Source organism: Streptomyces incarnatus, from assembly GCF_001027185.1.
Classification (GTDB): domain Bacteria; phylum Actinomycetota; class Actinomycetes; order Streptomycetales; family Streptomycetaceae; genus Streptomyces; species Streptomyces puniciscabiei.
In genome coordinates, this window is record NZ_CP011497.1 from 1,954,776 (window position 1) to 1,972,383 (window position 17,608).

Below are 17,608 nucleotides of genomic sequence, written 5' to 3' on the forward strand. Positions count from 1 at the left end.
GCGGCGGCGTCGGCGAGCCGTTCCTCGGGCAGTTCGCCGGAGCGGACGGCGGCCACGAGGGCGTCCCTGAGCCTGAGCACGGTGTCCTCGTCGCACAGTCCGCCGCCGACGCAGATGGCGTCGGCGCCGGCCGCGATCGCCAGGACCACGCCGTGCTCCAGGCCGTAGGTGCCGGAGATCGCGCGCATCTCCATGCCGTCGGTGACGATCAGGCCCTGGTAGCCGAGTTCCCCGCGCAGCAGCTCGGTGAGGACCCGGCGGGAGAGGGTGCCGGGGCGGTCCGGGTCCAGGGCCGGCACGAGGATGTGGGCGCTCATGACGGCCCGGGTGCCGGCGGCGATCGCCGCGCGGAACGGGGGCAGTTCACGCTCGTACAGGGTGTCGGCGTCGACGTCGATGCGGGGTACGGCGTGGTGGGAGTCCACGTTGGTGTCGCCGTGGCCCGGGAAGTGCTTGGTGCAGGCGGCGACGCCGGTGGACTGCAGGCCCTCGACCCAGGCGGCGGTGTGCCGGGCGACCAGGTCGGTGCTCGCGCCGAAGGAGCGCACCCCGATGACGGGGTTGTCGGCGTTGGCGTTGACGTCGGCGGACGGCGCCCAGTCGAAGTTGACGCCGCACGCGGCCAGGCGCCGGCCCAGCTCGCGGGAGACGGCCCGGGTGAGGTCCGGGTCGTCGACGGCGCCGAGGGCGTGGTTGCCGGGGAAGGCGGAGCCGGAGCGCACGTCGAGGCGGGTGACGTCACCGCTCTCCTCGTCGATGGCGACCAGCAGATCGTCCCGTTCGGCCCGCAACTGGGCGGTGAGGGAGGTGACTTGGTCCTCGCTGACGACGTTGCGGCCGAACAGGGCGACGGAGGCGAGGCCCTCGCCGAGGCGGCGGCGCACCCAGTCCGGCGCGGTGGTGCCGTCGAACCCCGGCTGCAGCACCGCGAGGGCGTCCCGGGTGAGGGTGTCACCCGCGGCGGAGCCGCTGTCGGACCCTGTGGTGGCGAGTGTGGTCATCGGCGGGGTCATCCCTTCACGGCGCCGTCGGTCAGGCCGCTGACGGCCTTGCGTTGCAGGAAGATGAAGAGGATCAGGATGGGCAGCGCGAACAGGGACGAGGCGGCCATGGTGGCGCCCCAGTCGTCGCCGAAGGCGGTCTGGAACTGCGACAGCCACAGCGGCAGGGTCTGCTTCTCGACGTCCTTGTTGAGGATCAGGACGAGCGGGAACTCGTTCCAGGCGGTGATGAAGCCGAAGAGCGAGGTCGCCATCAGGCCGGGCGCGAGCAGCGGGAAGATGACCCGGACGAAGGCCTGTGTGCGGGTGCAGCCGTCGACCATCGCCGCCTCCTCCAGGTCCTTCGGTACGGCGGCCACATACCCGCGCAGCGTCAGGACGGTCAGGGGGAGCACCATCATCGTGTAGAAGACGGTGAGCGGGACCAGGCTGTCCAGCATGTCGTTGTCCCGGACGATCATGTAGATGGCGATGATCATGACCTCCCAGGGGGCCATCTGCGCCAGCATGAACGTCACGATGAGCCCGCGCCGGCCCTTGAACCGCATCCGGGCGAGCGCGAACGCGGCGACCAGGGCGATGACGAGCGCGAACACCACCGACAGGACCGTGACGGTGACGGAGTTGGCGACCAGGGTCCAGAAGTGGTCGGCGTGGATCGCCTTCTTGAAGTGGCCGAGGGTGACGTTCGTCGGGAACCACACCGGGTTCTCGGCGATGATGTCGCCGGTCGGCTTGAAGGCCGTCGCGAACATCCAGTAGACGGGGAACACGAAGCCGACGAAGAGGACCACGGCGGTCGCGTTGGGCCAGATGCGGCCGAAGAGCGAGCGCTTCACAGCTCGTCCTCCTCTTGCTTGAGCACCATGCGCAGGTAGTACGAGGTGATGACGAGCAGGACCAGGATGGTCAGGAAGGAGATCGCCGCGCCGACCCCGAAGTGCTGGTTGCCGACGCCCTCGACGTAGGCGTAGATCGGCAGGGTCTCGGTGAGGTGGTCGGGGCCGCCCTGGTTCATCGCGAAGAGCTGCGTGAACGACTTGAACACCCAGATGACCTCCAGGAAGGTCGTGGCGTACAGGAACGGCCGCAGGAAGGGCAGGGTCACCGAGGTGAAGCTCTGCCAGGCGCCGGCGCCGTCCAGGGACGCGGCCTCGTACAGCTCCTTGGGGATCGTGGTGGTGGCGGCGTACAGGTTGATCGCCACGAACGGGACCGACTGCCACACGATCAGCAGGATGACCACGGAGAAGGTGGAGAACTGGGAGCCCATCCAGTTGTAGTCGGCCATGGAGTGCCAGCCCAGGTTGTCCAGGACCCAGTTGACGACGCCGAAGCGCTGGGCGAACAGCCACTGGTAGACGGTGGTGGCCGCGACGTAGGGCATGGCCCAGGCGAGGACGAGGCCCACCATGAGCAGCAGCCGCATCCTCCGGCCGAGCCGGGCCAGCAGCAGGCCGATCAGCGTGCCGATGCCCATGATGAGGACGACGTTGGCGACGGTGAAGAAGACGGAGCGCTCCAGGACGTGCCAGAACTCCGACTCGGAGAGCACCTGCCGGTAGTTCTCGACGCCGTTCCACTCGGTGAGGTGCTGGATGAGCTGGCGCGGGTTGAGGTTCTGGAACGACAGCATGCCGTTCTTCACCAGCGGCCAGCCGAGCAGGACCACCGTGGCCAGCAGCGCGGGCAGCAGCAGGAGGTAGGGGGCGGCGGCACCGCGGCGGGACGGGGCCCGGGAGCCGCGGTCCTCAGCCCTGGGCGGCCTGGGTATCCGGGCCTTGCGGACAGCGGGCCCCCCGGCCGTGTCCGTGCCCTGGGTCTGCACTGACATGAGTTGCCATCTCTTCCGTGGCCGTACGAACTCCATGGCCGCGCGTGCGTACGGCACATGGAGCCGGGGGCGCCCGGTGCGGCGCCCCCGGCGGGGTCATCAGTTCTGCTGGGCCAGGCGCTTGTCGATCTCGGCCTCGACGTCCTTGGCGGCCGCCGCGGGAGCCTTTCCGTTCAGCACCGCGGTCATGTAGGACTTGATCGGGTTCGGGGTGTTCTCCACCGCGGCCCACTCCGGGATCAGCGGGGTGGTGCCGCCGGCCGCGGCGGCGGGCGCGGCGGCCTCGGCGGCGCCGTTGCCCTTGAGGTTGCTCTGCAGGGCCGTCTTGTTCGGGATGACCCCGTTGAGCTTGGCCAGTTCGCCCTCGTACTGGTCGGACAGGGCGATCTTCAGGAACTCCTTGGCGAGGGACTGCTTCTTGCTGTTCTGGGCGACGGCGAGGTTGGAGCCGCCGAGGAAGACGCCCTCGGGCTTGTCGGCGGTGGCGCCGGGGATGGTGAAGTAGCCGAGGTCCTTCTCGATGGCCTTGTTGGCCTGGACGGCGGTGCCGGCCTCCCAGCCCATGCCGATGAACGCGCCGGTCTTGCCCTTGGCGAAGATCGTGGCCTGCTGCGGGGTGGCCTCGTCCTTGTCCTTGGGGGCCTTGGAGTAGGAGGCGTACTTCTTGTAGATCTCCATGGCCGCGGTGACCTTGGGGTCGGCCAGGTTGGAGACGTACTTGCCGCCCTGCTTCTTCACCAGGTCGGCGCCCTGGCCGATGGTCAGGCCGTCGAAGAAGTACCAGTTCTGGCCGGGCAGGTAGAGCGGCTCGGCGTCGGTCTTCTTGCCGATGGTGTCCAGGTCCTTGAAGAACTCGTCGCGGGTCTTCGGAGTGGCCGTGATGCCGGCCTTCGCCCAGATCGCCTTGTTGTAGACGACGACGCGGTTGGCGAAGTACCAGGGGGCGGCGTACTGCTTGCCCTCGTACACGGAGGACTGGGAGACGGACGGGGTCCAGTCGGCGCCGATCTCCTTCTTGAGGTCGGAGAGGTCGGCGAGGCCGCCGGTGGCCGCGTAGGCCGGGGTCTGGGTGTTGCCGACCTCCAGGACGTCCGGCGGGTTGTCCTCGGAGAGCGCGGTGGTGATCTTCTGCTGGATCCCGTCCCACTTCTGGGTCTCGAACTTCAGCTTCGCGCCGGTCTTCTTCTCGAAGGCGGCCTGCACGTCCTTGGTCCACTGCGGCGGCGCGGAGCCGTCCATGGTCCAGACCGTGAGCGTCTGGCCCTTCCAGCTGCTCGGTCCCGCGTCCTTGCCGCTGTCCTTGCCGTCGTTTCCGCCACACGCCGCAACGGAGACCATCATGCCCGCGATCACGATCGCGGCAGCGAGCTTGCGCTTCACGCCACCCTCCTCAGGGATGCCTCTAACCCCCCACGCCCTCGGCGGTGACCTGCGTACGACGCTGTTGCACGTAGGGCTCGGGACCTGGCCACTAATGGTGTAGACCAGTACGGTGGAGCTTGGCCTAGACCTTTCGGGGTGTCAAGGGTGGTCCGGGAAGCCGATTCCGGCCGTTACGAGAACGTCACCGGAGCGCGTCCGTCCGCATCCGCCCCTTTCGCCCGGCCGCCGGTTGGACCAGACCTGAGCGAGGCGGTTGGACTAGACCATAGGGCAGTTGGTCGCTATAACGGGAGACCGTCGACACAGCCGGGAAGGCAGGCATGACCACCGACGTCAGCAGCGCCCAGCCGCACAGGGGGGCGTACGGCCGCACCGCGCGCGTGCCGAAGTACTACCGGATCAAACAGCAACTGCTCGCCATGGCCGAGGAGTTGCAGCCAGGCTCGGCGATGCCGGCCGAGCGGCTGCTCGCCGTCCGGTTCGACACCTCGCGGACCACCATCCGGCAGGCGCTCACGGAACTCGTGGGCGAGGGCCGGCTGGACCGGATCCAGGGCAAGGGCACCTTCGTCTCCCAGCCCAAGCTGTACCGCACGCTCCAGCTGACCTCGCACACCGAGGACATGCGCGCGCAGGGCCTCACGCCCGCCTCGCAGGTGCTGGACATCGGCGAGATCCCGGCCGACCAGCGGCTGGCGGAGCTGCTCGGCATCGGCATCGGCGGGCCGGTCCTGCGCATCGAGCGGCTGCGGCTGGCCAGCGGCGACCCGATGGCGATCGAGACGACCCACCTGTCCGCGCGGCGCTTCCCCGGCCTGCGCCGCTCACTGACCACCCAGCCCTCGCTGTACACGGCGCTCGCCGAGGTGTACGGCGTCCATCTCGCCGAGGCCGACGAGACCATCGAGACCTCGCTGTCCACCCCGCGCGAGGCACACCTGCTCGCCACCGACGTGGGCCTGCCGATGCTGCTGCTGTCCCGTCACTCACGGGACGCGGAGGGCCGGCCGGTGGAGTGGGTGCGCTCGGTGTACCGGGGTTCCCGCTACAAGTTCGTGGCGGCGTTGCGCCGTCCGGCGGGAGGGGCGGTGGTGCGGCGGGCCGGCGGTTCCCGGTGACATGAGGGTGCCGCAGCCGTTCCGCCGGCGCCGGGTGGGTGAGGCCTGCGGCGGTCGAGGTGCCGCCGCCCGGCCGGGCCGCCCGGCGCCGGGGGAGCTGCCGCGGTGCCCCGGCGCCGGCGGCGCGGGTGTCACTTGAGCGTGACGTCCCGCTCCTTGAGGGCGTGGAAGGCCGGCAGCAGCAGGACCACACCGCCGTCGCGCAGTTCCGTGACCGTCGCCTGCACATGGGCCTTGCCGGCCTTCAGGCTCTTCGGCGAGATCTTGCCGGTGTTCTCCCAGTGGTGCTCGGCGCCGTCGCACTGGGCGGGGCTGCCGCCGATGCCGTACACGGTGCTGCGGTCGCCCTGGCTGATCGAGGAGCTGACGAAGGCGATACCGCTGGCATCGGTGCAGCGGTAGGTGCCGGTGAGCGTGATCGTACCGTCCTTGGCGATGTGGCCGGTCGGATCGACCGTGACGGTCTCGGACGAGTCGGCGGCGGCTGCCGGGGCGACGGCGGCACACAGCAGGGCGGCTGTGCCGAGGGCCGCGGCGAGGGCGGGGCGTACGGGCACGGGTACCTCCGGATCCACGGAATGGGAGGTTCCACTGGTACCGGTCGGCCGGGCCGTCGGGTGTGACCGTCACTCCAACGGTGGCGCGTCATCGAACCGTCCGGGAGTTGCCCGGGTGTTGTCACGCTTCACGGCGCGCGCTTCCGGGGCGTTCACCACGGGAGCATGGTCTGTGTATGACGGCCGGCGGCCGCACCCGCCGGCCCCTCACATCCCGATGTGGAGGTGCGCCATGTGCTCCGACCGGTCCTCGTGCCCCGCGTCCGGTCCCGCGTCCGGTCCCGCGTCCGGTCCCGCCCCGCGGCACCCGGTGGCCGCCCACCCCGAGCAGGGCTGGACCCTGCTGTGCGACGGCTCGATCGTGTTCGACGACGGCGGCGAACTGCGCCCCGACGGCAGCGTGGTCCCGCCGCGCCGGGTCCCGGCGGAACGGCTCGCCGCGGCCGCCTGACCCCGGCCGCCTAGGGCAGCACGGCGAACCCGTCCAGCTCCACCAGCGCCCGCTCGTCCCACAGCCGTACGACCTGGACGACGGCCATCGCCGGGTAGTCCCGGCCCGCCAGGTCCCGCCAGACGCGGCCGAGCCGGCCGGCGTGGGCGCGGTACGCGGCGACGTCCGTGGCGTAGACGGTGACCCGGGCGAGGTCGGCGGGGGTGCCGCCGGCCGCGCGCAGGGCGGCGAGGAGGTTGCCGAGGGCCCGCTCGAACTGCTCGGGGAGCGTGTCGCCGGTGACCTTGCCGTCGGTGTCGAGGGCGGTCTGGCCGGCGAGGAACACTACGCGCGAGCCGGAGGCGACGACGGCGTGCGAGAACCCCGTGGGCGGGGACAGCTCGGGCGGGTTGACGCGTTCGGTCGTCACCGGGACGCCTCCTCGGTCTCCTTGGCCGGGCTATCGGTCTCCTTGGCCGGCCGTTCGGTCTCCTTGGCCGGCCTTTCGGACTCGGCCCGCCTCTCGGACTCGGCCCGCCTCTCGGACTCGGCCCGCCTCTCGGACTCGGCGGGCCTTTCGGTCTCCTTGTACAACTCCTTGGCGATGATGCCCCGCTGGACCTCGCTCGCGCCCTCGTAGATGCGCGGGGCGCGCACCTCGCGGTAGAGGTGTTCGAGGAGGTGGCCGCGGCGCAGGGCGCGGGCGCCGTGCAGCTGGACGGCGGTGTCGACGACGTACTGCGCGGTCTCGGTGGCGAGCAGCTTGGCCATCGCGGCGCGCTTCGGCACGTCCGGCGCGCCCTCGTCGTACGCCGTCGCCGCCGTGTACACCATCAGCCGGGCCGCCTCGGTGCGCAGGGCCATCTCGGCGACCTGGTGGGCGACGGTCTGCAGGTCCCTCAGCCGGCCGCCGAAGGCCTCGCGGCGGCGGGTGTGTTCGAGGGTGGCGTCGAGCGCGGCCTGGGCCATGCCGACCGCGAAGGCGCCGACGCTGGGGCGGAAGAGGTTGAGGGTGCCCATGGCGACGGCGAAGCCGCGGTCGGGTGCGCCGAGGACGTCGTCCGCGGTGACCGGTACGGCGTCGAGGTCCAGGGCGCCGATGGGGTGCGGCGAGAGCATGTCCAGGGCGGTGCCGGTGAGCCCGGGGCGGTCGGCGGGGACGAGGAAGGCGGTCACGCCGCGGGCTCCGGCGCCGGGTGTGGTGCGGGCGAAGACGGTGTAGAAGTCGGCCTCGGGGGCGTTGGAGATCCAGCGCTTGGCGCCGGTGAGCCGCCAGCGGCCGGCGCCGTCGGGCTCGGCGGCGAGGGACAGCGCGGCCGCGTCCGAACCGGCCCCCGGCTCGCTGAGCGCGAAGGCGGCGACCGCGCTGCCGTCGGCGACCCGGGACAGCCAGCGCTCGCGCTGGGCGGGGCTGCCGTGGGCGTGCACCGGGTGGGCGCCCAGGCCCTGCAGGGCGAGCGCGGTCTCGGCCTCGGTGCAGGCCTGGGCGAGGGACTCCCGCATCAGGCACAGGTCGAGGGCGCCGGAACCGAACAGCCGGGCGAGCAGCCCGAGTTGTCCGAGCTCGGCGAGCAGCGGCCGGTTGACGTGCCCCGGCTCGCCCTGGCCGGCGAGCGGGCGCAGCCGTTCGGCGGCCGTCGTGCGCAGCTCGGCACACCAGGCGGCCTGCCGCGGTTCGAGCGAGAATGCGGACACTGCCGGTCCTCCCTCCGGTCCGGGCCACATGGGCCCTTCCCTCTCCCCCTCGGGGGCCTCGCCCTTGGTCCACCCGGGCTCCCTTCCGACCTTATCGCGGAAGGTTGACTGCCGTCACCAACACGATACGCTCGAGGCGCGAGCCCACCAGGACGCCGGTGCCCACCACGACGCCCGTCTCGACGTTTGTCACGGCAAGGGGGCGAACCGCCATGCATCGCTCGGCCCATGTCGACACCTTCGCGCGCGACCATCTGCCGCCGCCGGACGAGTGGCCCGAGCTGCGGTTCGACCTGCCGGAGCTGCGCTACCCCGAACGGCTGAACTGCGCGGCCGAACTCCTGGACGGCGCCGGGGCGGAGCGCCCGGTCTTCCACACCCCGGACGGGCCCACCTGGACGTACGGCGAGCTGCGCGCGCGGGTCGACCGGATCGCGCACGTCCTCACCGGCGACCTCGGCGTGGTGCCGGGCAACCGGGTGCTGCTGCGCGGCCCCACCACCCCCTGGCTCGCCGCCTGTTGGCTGGCCGTGCTGAAGGCGGGCGCGATAGCCGTCACCGTGCTGGACCGGCAGCGCCCGCACGAGCTGGCCACCATGTGCGACATCGCCCTGGTGCGGCACGCGCTGTGCGACATCCGGTCGGTTCAGGACCTGGCGAAGGCCGACATACCGGGGCTGCGGATCACGACGTACGGCGGTGACGGCCCCGACGACCTCCTGCACCGCCCGGGGCCCGGCACGCCGTACCCGGCGGTCGACACCGCGGCCGACGACGTGGCCCTGATCGCGTTCACCTCGGGCACAACGGGTCGCCCGAAGGGGTGCATGCACTTCCACCGGGACGTGCTGGCGATCGCGGACACCTTCTCGCGGCACGTGCTGCGCCCGCGCGCGGACGACGTCTTCACCGGCAGCCCCCCGCTCGGCTTCACCTTCGGCCTGGGCGGTCTGGTGGTGTTCCCGATGCGGGCCGGCGCCAGCTCCCTGCTCCTGGAACAGGCGGGCCCCCGGCAGTTGCTCCCCGCGGTCGCCGAACACCGCGTCTCGGTGCTGTTCACCGCCCCGACCGCGTACCGCGCCATGCTGGCGGAGCTCGACGGGCACGACCTCTCGTCGCTGCGGCGCTGTGTGTCGGCCGGCGAGAACCTGCCCGCGGCCACCTGGCGGGCCTGGCACGAGCGCACCGGACTGCGCCTCATCAACGGCATCGGCGCGACCGAGCTGCTGCACATCTTCGTCTCCGCGGCCGACGAGCGGATCAGGCCGGGCACCACGGGGGTGCCGGTGCCGGGCTGGCAGGCGCGGGTGCAGGACGCGCACGGCACGCCGGTGCCGGACGGCGAGCCCGGCCTGCTCGCCGTGCGCGGCCCGGTCGGCTGCCGCTACCTCGCCGACCCGCGGCAACGGGAGTACGTGCGCGGCGGCTGGAACATCACCGGTGACACCTACGTCCGCGAGGCCGACGGCTACTTCCGCTACGTGGCCCGCGCCGACGACATGATCATCTCGGCCGGGTACAACATCGCCGGGCCCGAGGTGGAGGACGCGCTGCTGCGCCACCCGGACGTGGTGGAGTCGGCGGTCGTGGGCCGCCCGGACGAGGCCCGTGGCCAGGTGGTGGTCGCCTACACCGTGCTGCGCGCGGGCGCCCGGCGCGACCCGGAGGCCCTGCGCACCTTCCTCAAGGCCGAACTGGCACCCTACAAATGCCCGCGCGAGTTCGTCTTCCTCGACGCGCTCCCGCGCACCGCCACCGGGAAGCTCCAGCGCTTCCGGCTGCGCACCGAAGGCGACCGGCAGTGATGCCGACGACCTAAAATGATCAACGTGTCCGAGCAGCACGCCCCCAGGTCCCTCATCGTCACGCTCTACGGCGCGTACGGCCGCTACATGCCCGGCCCGGTGCCCGTCGCCGAGCTGATCCGGCTCCTGGCCGCGGTCGGCGTGGACGCGCCCTCGGTCCGGTCCTCGGTGTCCCGGCTCAAACGGCGCGGCCTGCTGCTGCCGGCCCGCACGGAGACCGGCGCGGCCGGCTATGAACTCTCGCCCGAGGCACGGCAGTTGCTGGAGGACGGCGACCGGCGCATCTACGCGACCACACCCGTGGCGGACGAGGGCTGGGTGCTCGCGGTGTTCTCCGTGCCCGAGTCGGAGCGCCAGAAGCGGCATGTGCTGCGCTCCCGGCTGGCCGGCCTGGGCTTCGGCACGGCGGCCCCCGGGGTGTGGATCGCGCCGGCGAGGCTGTACGAGGAGACCCGGCACACCCTGCGCCGGCTGCACCTGGACCCGTACGTCGACCTCTTCCGCGGCGAGCACCTGGGCTTCGCCCCGACGGCCGAGGCGGTCGCCCGCTGGTGGGACCTGGCCGCGATCGCCAAGGAGCACGAGCGCTTCCTGGACGCGCACGGCCCGGTGCTGCACTCGTGGGAGCACCGCACGGACACCCCGCCCGAGGAGGCCTACCGCGACTACCTCCGCGCCCTCGACTCCTGGCGCCACCTGCCGTACACCGACCCCGGCCTGCCGGGCCGCCTGCTGCCCGCGGGCTGGCCGGGGACGCGCTCGGCGGCGGTGTTCCGCGCCCTGCACGAGCGGCTGCGGGACGCGGGCGCGCGGTTCGCGGGGCTGTGAGCGGCCGGTGCCTCAGAAGCGGCGCAGCCGGATCGCGACGCCGTGTCCGACCGCGAGGTAGATCACCGCGGGCAGACCGTAGTCGAGCAGGACCCGGAGGTTCTCCGTATGCGTCGTGAAGATGTCCTGTGACCACCAGGCCAGCGCGTCGGCCACGTCCGCCACGAATCCCACGAAGACGTTCGCGTGATTGGCCTGCAGCAGGTACAGCAGGATCCACAGCCCCAGGAACGCCGCCGCGACGTCCGCGATCGTCTGGATGACCAGCGCGGCACGCCGGGTGCCCGAGCCGTCCCGGCCGCGCGGCCGGGCGGGGGCGGCGGGCGGCGCCACGGGGGCCGCGTACCGGGGGGCCGGAGTCCGGCCGTATCCATGTCCGGGCTGCTCGGGCAGCGGCCTGGTGTCAGTCATCGCAGTCTCGATCCCTGTGGGTCCGTCGAATGGCTCGAAAGAACCTAGACAGGTGTCGATAACAGGTCGGTTCAGGAACGGTGCGGATGACGTGGAAGGCGTGTGACCGACCCCGCACGCCCCTGCTCCCCGGGCCTTCAGCTGAGCGACAACCGGGGCCTTGGGGCGTCCGTGCGGCCGGTCTGGGGGCGGCGGCTGCCCGCCCGGTAGGGGGCCGGCCAGGCGACGCCGGGGCCTTCGTAGCCCTGCTCGGCCGCCGCGTGCAGGGTCCAGTGCGGGTCGTACAGGTGCGGGCGGCCCAGCGCGCACAGGTCCGTGCGCCCGGCGAGGATCAGGGAGTTGACGTCGTCCCACGACGAGATCGCGCCGACGGCGATCACCGGGACACGGGCCGCGTGCCGGATCCGGTCGGCGAACGGCGTCTGGTACGACCGCCCGAACTCCGGCCGCTCCTCGGCCACCACCTGCCCGGTGGAGACGTCGATCGCGTCGGCCCCGTGCGCGGCGAAGGCGCGGGCGATCTCCACCGCGTCCTCGGCGGTGGTGCCGCCCTCGGCCCAGTCCGTGGCCGAGATGCGGACCGTCATGGGCCGCTCGGCCGGCCACACCGCGCGTACGGCGTCGAAGACCTCCAGCGGGAACCGCAGCCGCCGCTGCAGTGAGCCGCCGTAGGCGTCGGTGCGCCGGTTGGTGAGCGGGGAGAGGAAGCCGGAGAGCAGGTAGCCGTGCGCACAGTGCAGTTCGAGGAGGTCGAAGCCGGCCCGTGCGGCCCGCCAGGCGGCGGCGGTGAACTGCTCGCGGATGTCGGTGAGCTGGGCCCGCGACAGCTCGCGCGGAAGCTGGCTGCCCGGCTTGTACGGCAGCGGGGAGGCGGCGACGAGGGGCCAGTTGCCGCGGGGCAGCGGCTCGTCCATGCCCTCCCACATCAGCTTGGTGGAGCCCTTGCGGCCCGAGTGGCCGAGCTGTACGCCGACCGCGGTGCCGGGTGCCCGGGTGTGCACGAAGTCGGTGATCCGCCGCCATGCCTCGGCCTGCCGGCCGGTGTAGAGACCGGCGCAGCCCGGCGTGATGCGGCCCTCCTCGCTCACGCACACCATCTCGGTCATGACCAGACCGGCCCCGCCGAGCGCGCGGGCACCGAGGTGGACGAGGTGGAAGTCGCCGGGCACGCCGTCGGTGGCGGAGTACATGTCCATCGGCGAGACGACGACCCGGTTGCGCAGGGTCAGTCCGCGCAGCCGGAACGGGGTGAACATCGGGGGTGTGCCGGGCGGGCAGCCGAACTCGCGCTCGACCGCCTCGGTGAAGTGGGCGTCGCGCAGCCTGAGGTTGTCGTGGGTGACGCGGCGGCTGCGGGTGAGCAGGTTGAAGGCGAACTGGCGGGGCGGCTGATCCAGGTACAGCCGCAGATTCTCGAACCAATCCAGGCTGGCCCGCGCGGCTCGCTGGGTGGAGGCGACGACGGGTTTGCGCTCCTCCTCATAGGCCGCCAACGCGCGTGGTACGTCCGGCTGTTCCGCCAGGCACGCGGCCAGGGCGAGGGCGTCCTCCACGGCGAGTTTGGTGCCGGAGCCGATGGAGAAGTGGGCGGTGTGGGCGGCGTCGCCGAGGAGGACGACGTTGCCGTGGGACCAGCGGTCGTTGACCACCGTACGGAAGACGGTCCAGGCCGAGTTGTTGGAGCGCAGCGGGCGGCCGCGGAGCGCTTCCGCGAAGATCTTGGCGCAGCGGTCGACGGACTCCTGCGGGGTGACCTCGTCGAATCCCGCCGCCTTCCAGACCTCCTCGCGCATCTCGACGATCACGGTGGAGGCGTCGGCCGCATAGGGGTAGCCGTGCAGCTGCATCACGCCGTGTTCCGTCTCGGCGATCTCGAAGCGGAAGGCGTCGAAGGGGAAGTCGGCGGCGAGCCATATGTAGCGGCAGCGGTGTGCCGTCACCCGGGGGGCGAACACATCGGCGTAGGTGTCGCGGGTGGTGCTGTGCACGCCGTCGGCGGCGATGACGAGGTCGTATTCCGTGGAGAGCGTGTCCGGGTGGGGCGCCTCGGTGCGGAAGCCGAGCTCCACGCCCAGGGAGCGGCACCGGTCGTGCAGGATCTCCAGAAGGCGACGACGTCCGAGAGCGGCGAAGCCGTGGCCTCCGGAGCGGTGGGTGACACCCCGGTGGACGATGTCGATGTCGTCCCAGCGGACGAAGTCGCGTTGCAGGGCCCCGTAGACGACGGGGTCGGCGTGTTCGATGCCGCCGAGGGTCTCGTCGGAGAGGACGACCCCGAAGCCGAAGGTCTCGTCGGGGGCGTTGCGTTCCCAGACCCTGACGTCCCTCTCGGGGTCCAGCCGTTTCAGCAGCGCTGCCGCGTACAGGCCACCGGGGCCCCCGCCGATGATCGCCACCTTCACGGCAGCTCACCTCCCCCGCCACTTCGGTGGGCGTTTCTCCGTGAAGGCCGCGTGGAACTCCGCGTAGTCCTCGCCGTTCATCAGCAGGGCCTGGGTCGAGGCGTCCAGCTCGATCGAGGCGGCCAGGGGCATGTCCAGTTCGGCGGTGAGCAGGGCCTTGGTCTGGGCGTGCGCCAGGGCCGGGCCGTCGGCCAGGCGGCGGGCCAGTGCGTGAGCGGCCTCGTCGGCCCGGCCCTCGTCGGTCAGCTCGCTGAGCAGGCCGATGCGCTCGGCCTCGGGGGCGCGGACCGGTTCGCCCAGCATCAGCAGGCGGGTGGCGTGGCCGAGGCCGACGACGCGGGGCAGCAGGTAGGCCGCGCCCATGTCGCCGCCGGACAGGCCGACGCGGGTGAAGAGGAAGGCGAAGCGGGCGGTGGGGTCCGCGACGCGGAAGTCGGCCGCCAGGGCCAGGACCGCGCCGGCGCCCGCCGCCACGCCGTGCACCGCGGCGATCACGGGGAAGGGGCACTCGCGGATCGCCCGTACGACCTGCCCGGTCATCCGGTTGAAGTCGAGCAGCTGGGCGGTGTCCATGCCGAGGGTGGCACCGATGATCTCCTCGACGTCGCCGCCGGAGCAGAAGCCCCGTCCCTCGCCGGCCAGCACCAGGGCGCGCACGGCGCGCTCCCGGGACAGCTCGGCCAGCAGGTCGCGCAGGTCGGCGTAGGCGCCGAAGGTGAGCGCGTTGAGCTTCTCGGGACGGGCGAGGGTGACGGTGGCGACGCCGTCGGCGAGCTGGACCCGCAGGTGCTCCCAGTCGGAGGTGCGGGCGGCGGAGCCGGTGAAGGGACTCATGACGTGCGGCCTCCTAGGGCGACGGTGCCGTACGTTGCGCTGTCCCATGAAGTTATCACTTGTTTGTGACTGTCGTCACGACCGCGCGACAGACCGCGGCCCATCGGCCGGTTCCGGTCACGTGCGTCACCGGTCGTCGACAGGGGCGTAACAGTGGGCACGGGCGGGCGAGGCCGGCCGTTCGCCGGGGTAAGCCGCCCGGTACCGGGGCCGAAGGTCCCGGGCGAAGCCCGCCGACGGTCCGAAGTGGCCGGGCCCGTACCATTCCTACAGTCGAAAGCAGGACAGCCTGCTCCATGAACGGACTCGCCTTGCACGAACGCCCCACCGAACCGGCCTCCTGGCGCATCGCGCTGCCGCACACCGCCGCGGCGGTGCCCGTGGCCCGTGCCCTGGTGCGCACGGCCCTCGCCGAGGTGGAGCACCCTGCCGACTGCGACACCGCGGAACTGCTCACGGCGGAGCTGGTGGCCAACGCGGTGGAGCACACCGCCGGGCGCGGCCCGATAGAGCTGGTGGTGGAGCTGTTGCCGAGCGGCTGCCAGGTCGAGGTGCACGACCCGGACCCGGCGCCGCCCGGCCATCTGACCCGGCCGGTGATCGAGGAGCCCGACGTCTGGCAGGAGGGCGGGCGCGGGCTGCTGCTGATCCGCGCCCTCAGCTCGTCCTGCGGGCACCGCCCCACCCCGTCAGGCAAGGCGGTGTGGTTCAGACTGCCTGCGGTTCCCGCTCAGCGGCGGCGCTCGGCGTGACCTCGGGGGCGGCCGCCTGGGCCAGCGTGGAGTGCCGGCGGCCGTAGGCGGCGTAGATCGCGAGGCCCACCACGAGGAACACCGCGAACTGGAGCCAGGTCTGCCAGCCGGTCTCGTACATCAGGTACAGGCAGAAGGCGACGCCGAGCAGCGGGCCCACCGGGTACAGCGGTACCCGGAAGCTGCGGACGAGGCCCGGTTCGCGGCGGCGCAGGGCGATCACCGCGATGTTGACGACGGCCATGATGGCGAGCGTGCCGATGGTGCACAGGTTCATCACGGCGTCGAGGGAGGCGAAGGCCGCCGGGAGCGCGAAGACCACGGCGACGATCAGGGTGCCCGCGACCGGCGTGGAGGTCTTCGGGTTGACCTTCTCGAAGACGCGCGGGATCAGGCCGTCGCGGGACATCGACATCAGGATGCGGGTCTGGCCGTACATCACCGCGAGGACCACCGAGGCGATGGCGACGACCGCGCCGAAGGCGATCACGCCGCCGCCGACGGTCGAGCCGGTGACCTCGTTGACGACGTACGACAGCGCGGCGGGGCGGCCGGCGACCTGCTTGCCGCCGATGGCGCCGATCGCGGCGACCGCGACGGCGCAGTACAGCAGGGTCACGATGCCCATGCAGACCATGATCGCGACCGGGATGTCCCGGCGCGGGTTCTTGGCCTCCTCGCCGGCCGTGGTGATGGCGTCGAAGCCGATGTAGGAGAAGAACGCGGCCGTGGTGCCCGCGCCGATGCCGCCGAGCCCGGCCGGGGAGAACGGGGTGAGGTTGCCGTGCTTGAAGGCGCTGTAGCCGATGGCGCAGAACGCCAGCAGGATGACGAGCTTGACGGCGGCCATGGCGGCCGTCGCCCGGGCGCTCTCCCGCACCCCGCGCACCAGCAGCACGGAGGCCATCGCGATGACGATCACGGCGGGGAGGTTGATGACCCCGCCGTCGCCGGGCCCGGCGGACAGGGCGGCCGGGAGCTGGACGCCGGTGAGGCTGTGCAGCAGCTCGTTGACGTACTGGCTCCAGCCGACGGCGACGGCCGAGATGGAGATGCCGTACTCCAGCAGCAGGCACCAGCCGACCAGGAAGGCGGTGGACTCGCCGAGGCCGGCGTAGGCGAAGGAGTACGAGGAGCCGGAGACCGGGATCGCGCCGCCCAGCTCCGCGAAGGAGAAGGCGGTGAACACGCAGGTGATCGCGGCGAGGACGAAGGAGACGACGACGGCCGGGCCGGCCTGGGCGACGGAGTCGGAGAGGCCGACGAAGATGCCGGTGCCGACGATGGCGCCGACGCCGAAGCAGATGAGCTGGAAGAGGCCCATCGTGCGCTTGAGGCCGTGTCCCTCGCGGTCGGCGCCGGATTCGGCGACCAGCAGGTGCGGGGACTTGATGCGGGGAGCGGGCATTGCGGGTGGTGCTCGTTTCTGGTGGTGCGGGCGGCCGGGTCACGGTCGCGGCGACGGCCCGGAAGGGGTGGTTCAGGACCGTCGGCCAGGATAAGCGCTGGTCGGGAAGGTGGACCAGGGTCAGCGGGCGAGTGTGGCGACCAGCACCGCCTTGATGGTGTGCAGCCGGTTCTCGGCCTCGTCGAAGACGACCGAGTGGGCGGACTCGAAGACCTCGTCCGTGACCTCCAGCGAGTCGCGGCCGTACGTCTCGTGGATCTCGCGGCCGACCTGGGTGCCGAGGTCGTGGAAGGCCGGCAGGCAGTGCAGGAACTTCACGTCCGGGTTGCCGGTGGCGCGCAGGACGTCCATGGTCACGGCGTACGGCGACAGCGCGGCGATGCGCTCCGCCCACACCTCCTTCGGCTCGCCCATGGAGACCCACACGTCGGTCGCGACGAAGTCCGCCCCCGACACGCCCTCGGGGACGTCCTCGGTGAGCGTGATCCGGGCGCCGCTCGCCGCGGCGAGCTTGCGGGCATGGGTGACCACGTCCTCGGCGGGCCAGTAGGCCTTCGGGGCGACGATCCGCACGTCCATGCCGAGCAGGGCGCCGGTGACCAGGTAGGAGTTGCCCATGTTGAAGCGGGCGTCGCCGAGGTAGGCGAGGGCGAGCTCGCCCAGCGGCTTGTCGCTGTGCTCGGTCATGGTGAGCACGTCGGCGAGCATCTGGGTGGGGTGCCAGTCGTCGGTGAGTCCGTTGTAGACGGGCACACCGGCGTACGCCGCCAGCTCCTCGACCTTGGCCTGGCTGTCCCCGCGGTACTCGATGCCGTCGAACATCCGGCCCAGCACCCGCGCGGTGTCCCGCACGGACTCCTTGTGGCCGATCTGCGAGCCGGACGGGTCCAGGTAGGTGGTGTGGGCCCCCTGGTCGGCGGCGGCGACCTCGAAGGCGCAGCGGGTGCGCGTCGAGGTCTTCTCGAAGACCAGCGCGATGTTCCGGCCGCGCAGGTACTGCGTCTCGGTCCCCGCCTTCTTGGCCGCCTTCAGCTCGGCCGCCAGCTCGACCAGGCCGCGGAACTCCTCCTCCGTGAAGTCGAGCTCCTTGAGGAAGTGGCGGCCGAGGAGGGCGGTCGGGACTGTCGCCATGGGGGCGCTCCAGTGGTGC

Annotated in this window: 17 protein-coding genes; 5 read left to right on the forward strand and 12 right to left on the reverse strand. The window is 72.0% G+C overall.

Annotation, left to right across the window (positions count from 1 at the left end; genetic code table 11):
- The 4 genes from ABB07_RS08635 to ABB07_RS08650 form a co-directional block, all read right to left on the reverse strand.
- The coding region (locus tag ABB07_RS08635) for a glycoside hydrolase family 3 protein (protein WP_244189743.1) at positions 1-1,001 on the reverse strand (1,001 nt) is incomplete at its 3' end.
- An 8-nt stretch (positions 1,002-1,009) separates the two neighbouring features.
- Positions 1,010-1,840 carry a carbohydrate ABC transporter permease gene (locus ABB07_RS08640; RefSeq protein ID WP_208898169.1) on the reverse strand — a complete coding sequence of 277 codons (831 nt, stop codon included), beginning with the start codon at positions 1,838-1,840 and terminating at the stop codon, positions 1,010-1,012.
- The gene (locus ABB07_RS08645) at positions 1,837-2,835 is read right to left on the reverse strand and encodes a carbohydrate ABC transporter permease (RefSeq protein ID WP_208898170.1); all 999 of its coding nucleotides are present in this window, start codon (positions 2,833-2,835) and stop codon (positions 1,837-1,839) included. The genes ABB07_RS08640 and ABB07_RS08645 overlap by 4 nt, the downstream gene beginning before the upstream one ends.
- Before the next feature lie 99 nt (positions 2,836-2,934).
- Positions 2,935-4,215, reverse strand: a complete 1,281-nt coding sequence (locus ABB07_RS08650) for an extracellular solute-binding protein (RefSeq protein ID WP_208898171.1) — start codon at positions 4,213-4,215, stop codon at positions 2,935-2,937.
- Positions 4,216-4,538: 323 nt separating this feature from the next.
- Between ABB07_RS08650 and ABB07_RS08655 the strand changes: the two genes are divergently transcribed.
- The gene (locus ABB07_RS08655) at positions 4,539-5,336 is read left to right on the forward strand and encodes a GntR family transcriptional regulator (RefSeq protein WP_208898172.1); all 798 of its coding nucleotides are present in this window, start codon (positions 4,539-4,541) and stop codon (positions 5,334-5,336) included.
- Between the two features lie 131 nt (positions 5,337-5,467).
- On the opposite strand, the gene ABB07_RS08660 is transcribed toward ABB07_RS08655, so the two are convergent.
- Entirely contained in the window at positions 5,468-5,893 is a 426-nt protein-coding gene (locus tag ABB07_RS08660) for a DUF6299 family protein (protein ID WP_208898173.1), read from the reverse strand.
- Positions 5,894-6,125: 232 nt separating this feature from the next.
- On the opposite strand from ABB07_RS08660, the gene ABB07_RS08665 reads away from it, so the two are divergent.
- The gene (locus tag ABB07_RS08665) at positions 6,126-6,344 is read left to right on the forward strand and encodes a DUF5999 family protein (RefSeq protein WP_208898174.1); all 219 of its coding nucleotides are present in this window, start codon (positions 6,126-6,128) and stop codon (positions 6,342-6,344) included.
- A gap of 10 nt (positions 6,345-6,354) precedes the next feature.
- On the opposite strand, the gene ABB07_RS08670 is transcribed toward ABB07_RS08665, so the two are convergent.
- Positions 6,355-6,753, reverse strand: coding sequence for a RidA family protein (locus tag ABB07_RS08670; RefSeq protein WP_208898175.1), 399 nt, complete (start codon positions 6,751-6,753; stop codon positions 6,355-6,357).
- Positions 6,750-8,018, reverse strand: coding sequence for an acyl-CoA dehydrogenase family protein (locus ABB07_RS08675; RefSeq protein WP_244189276.1), 1,269 nt, complete (start codon positions 8,016-8,018; stop codon positions 6,750-6,752). The genes ABB07_RS08670 and ABB07_RS08675 overlap by 4 nt, the downstream gene beginning before the upstream one ends.
- 212 nt (positions 8,019-8,230) lie before the next feature.
- Here ABB07_RS08675 and ABB07_RS08680 point away from each other — a divergent pair, with 212 nt between their 5' ends.
- Both ABB07_RS08680 and ABB07_RS08685 read left to right on the forward strand, forming a co-directional pair.
- The gene (locus ABB07_RS08680) at positions 8,231-9,823 is read left to right on the forward strand and encodes an AMP-binding protein (protein ID WP_208898176.1); all 1,593 of its coding nucleotides are present in this window, start codon (positions 8,231-8,233) and stop codon (positions 9,821-9,823) included.
- A gap of 15 nt (positions 9,824-9,838) precedes the next feature.
- On the forward strand, positions 9,839-10,651 hold the full coding sequence (locus tag ABB07_RS08685) for a PaaX family transcriptional regulator (protein WP_208898177.1): 813 nt from the start codon (positions 9,839-9,841) through the stop codon (positions 10,649-10,651).
- A gap of 12 nt (positions 10,652-10,663) precedes the next feature.
- Here the strand turns inward: ABB07_RS08685 and ABB07_RS40655 are convergent, their stop codons facing one another.
- The 3 genes from ABB07_RS40655 to ABB07_RS08700 form a co-directional block, all read right to left on the reverse strand.
- Positions 10,664-11,062, reverse strand: a complete 399-nt coding sequence (locus tag ABB07_RS40655) for a hypothetical protein (protein ID WP_244189277.1) — start codon at positions 11,060-11,062, stop codon at positions 10,664-10,666.
- 137 nt (positions 11,063-11,199) lie between these two features.
- Positions 11,200-13,464 (reverse strand): bifunctional salicylyl-CoA 5-hydroxylase/oxidoreductase, encoded by a 2,265-nt coding sequence (locus ABB07_RS08695; RefSeq protein WP_208898178.1) that lies wholly within the window; start codon positions 13,462-13,464, stop codon positions 11,200-11,202.
- Between the two features lie 6 nt (positions 13,465-13,470).
- Complete coding sequence (locus tag ABB07_RS08700; RefSeq protein WP_208898179.1) at positions 13,471-14,298, reverse strand: enoyl-CoA hydratase family protein; 828 nt, start codon at positions 14,296-14,298, stop codon at positions 13,471-13,473.
- Between the two features lie 296 nt (positions 14,299-14,594).
- Between ABB07_RS08700 and ABB07_RS08705 the strand changes: the two genes are divergently transcribed.
- The gene (locus tag ABB07_RS08705) at positions 14,595-15,050 is read left to right on the forward strand and encodes an ATP-binding protein (RefSeq protein ID WP_055705125.1); all 456 of its coding nucleotides are present in this window, start codon (positions 14,595-14,597) and stop codon (positions 15,048-15,050) included.
- Here ABB07_RS08705 and ABB07_RS08710 read toward each other — a convergent pair.
- Both ABB07_RS08710 and argF read right to left on the reverse strand, forming a co-directional pair.
- Complete coding sequence (locus ABB07_RS08710) at positions 15,007-16,458, reverse strand: amino acid permease (protein WP_208898180.1); 1,452 nt, start codon at positions 16,456-16,458, stop codon at positions 15,007-15,009. The two genes, ABB07_RS08705 and ABB07_RS08710, sit on opposite strands and share 44 nt — an antisense overlap.
- Positions 16,459-16,578: 120 nt before the next feature.
- Positions 16,579-17,589: an ornithine carbamoyltransferase gene (gene argF / locus ABB07_RS08715; RefSeq protein ID WP_208898181.1), complete on the reverse strand. Its 1,011-nt coding sequence runs from the start codon at positions 17,587-17,589 to the stop codon at positions 16,579-16,581.
- Positions 17,590-17,608: the final 19 nt, after the last annotated feature.

What these genes read in the sequence shown, in the direction of transcription:
- ABB07_RS08645 (WP_208898170.1), bottom strand. Translation starts at nt 2,835, where the DNA reads ATGTCAGTGCAGACCCAGGGCACGGACACGGCCGGGGGGCCCGCTGTC.
- ABB07_RS08655 (WP_208898172.1), top strand. Translation starts at nt 4,539, where the DNA reads ATGACCACCGACGTCAGCAGCGCCCAGCCGCACAGGGGGGCGTACGGC.
- ABB07_RS08705 (WP_055705125.1), top strand. Translation starts at nt 14,595, where the DNA reads ATGAACGGACTCGCCTTGCACGAACGCCCCACCGAACCGGCCTCCTGG.
- ABB07_RS08700 (WP_208898179.1), bottom strand. Translation starts at nt 14,298, where the DNA reads ATGAGTCCCTTCACCGGCTCCGCCGCCCGCACCTCCGACTGGGAGCAC.
- ABB07_RS40655 (WP_244189277.1), bottom strand. Translation starts at nt 11,062, where the DNA reads ATGACTGACACCAGGCCGCTGCCCGAGCAGCCCGGACATGGATACGGC.
- ABB07_RS08680 (WP_208898176.1), top strand. Translation starts at nt 8,231, where the DNA reads ATGCATCGCTCGGCCCATGTCGACACCTTCGCGCGCGACCATCTGCCG.
- argF (WP_208898181.1), bottom strand. Translation starts at nt 17,589, where the DNA reads ATGGCGACAGTCCCGACCGCCCTCCTCGGCCGCCACTTCCTCAAGGAG.
- ABB07_RS08665 (WP_208898174.1), top strand. Translation starts at nt 6,126, where the DNA reads ATGTGCTCCGACCGGTCCTCGTGCCCCGCGTCCGGTCCCGCGTCCGGT.
- ABB07_RS08710 (WP_208898180.1), bottom strand. Translation starts at nt 16,458, where the DNA reads ATGCCCGCTCCCCGCATCAAGTCCCCGCACCTGCTGGTCGCCGAATCC.
- ABB07_RS08685 (WP_208898177.1), top strand. Translation starts at nt 9,839, where the DNA reads ATGATCAACGTGTCCGAGCAGCACGCCCCCAGGTCCCTCATCGTCACG.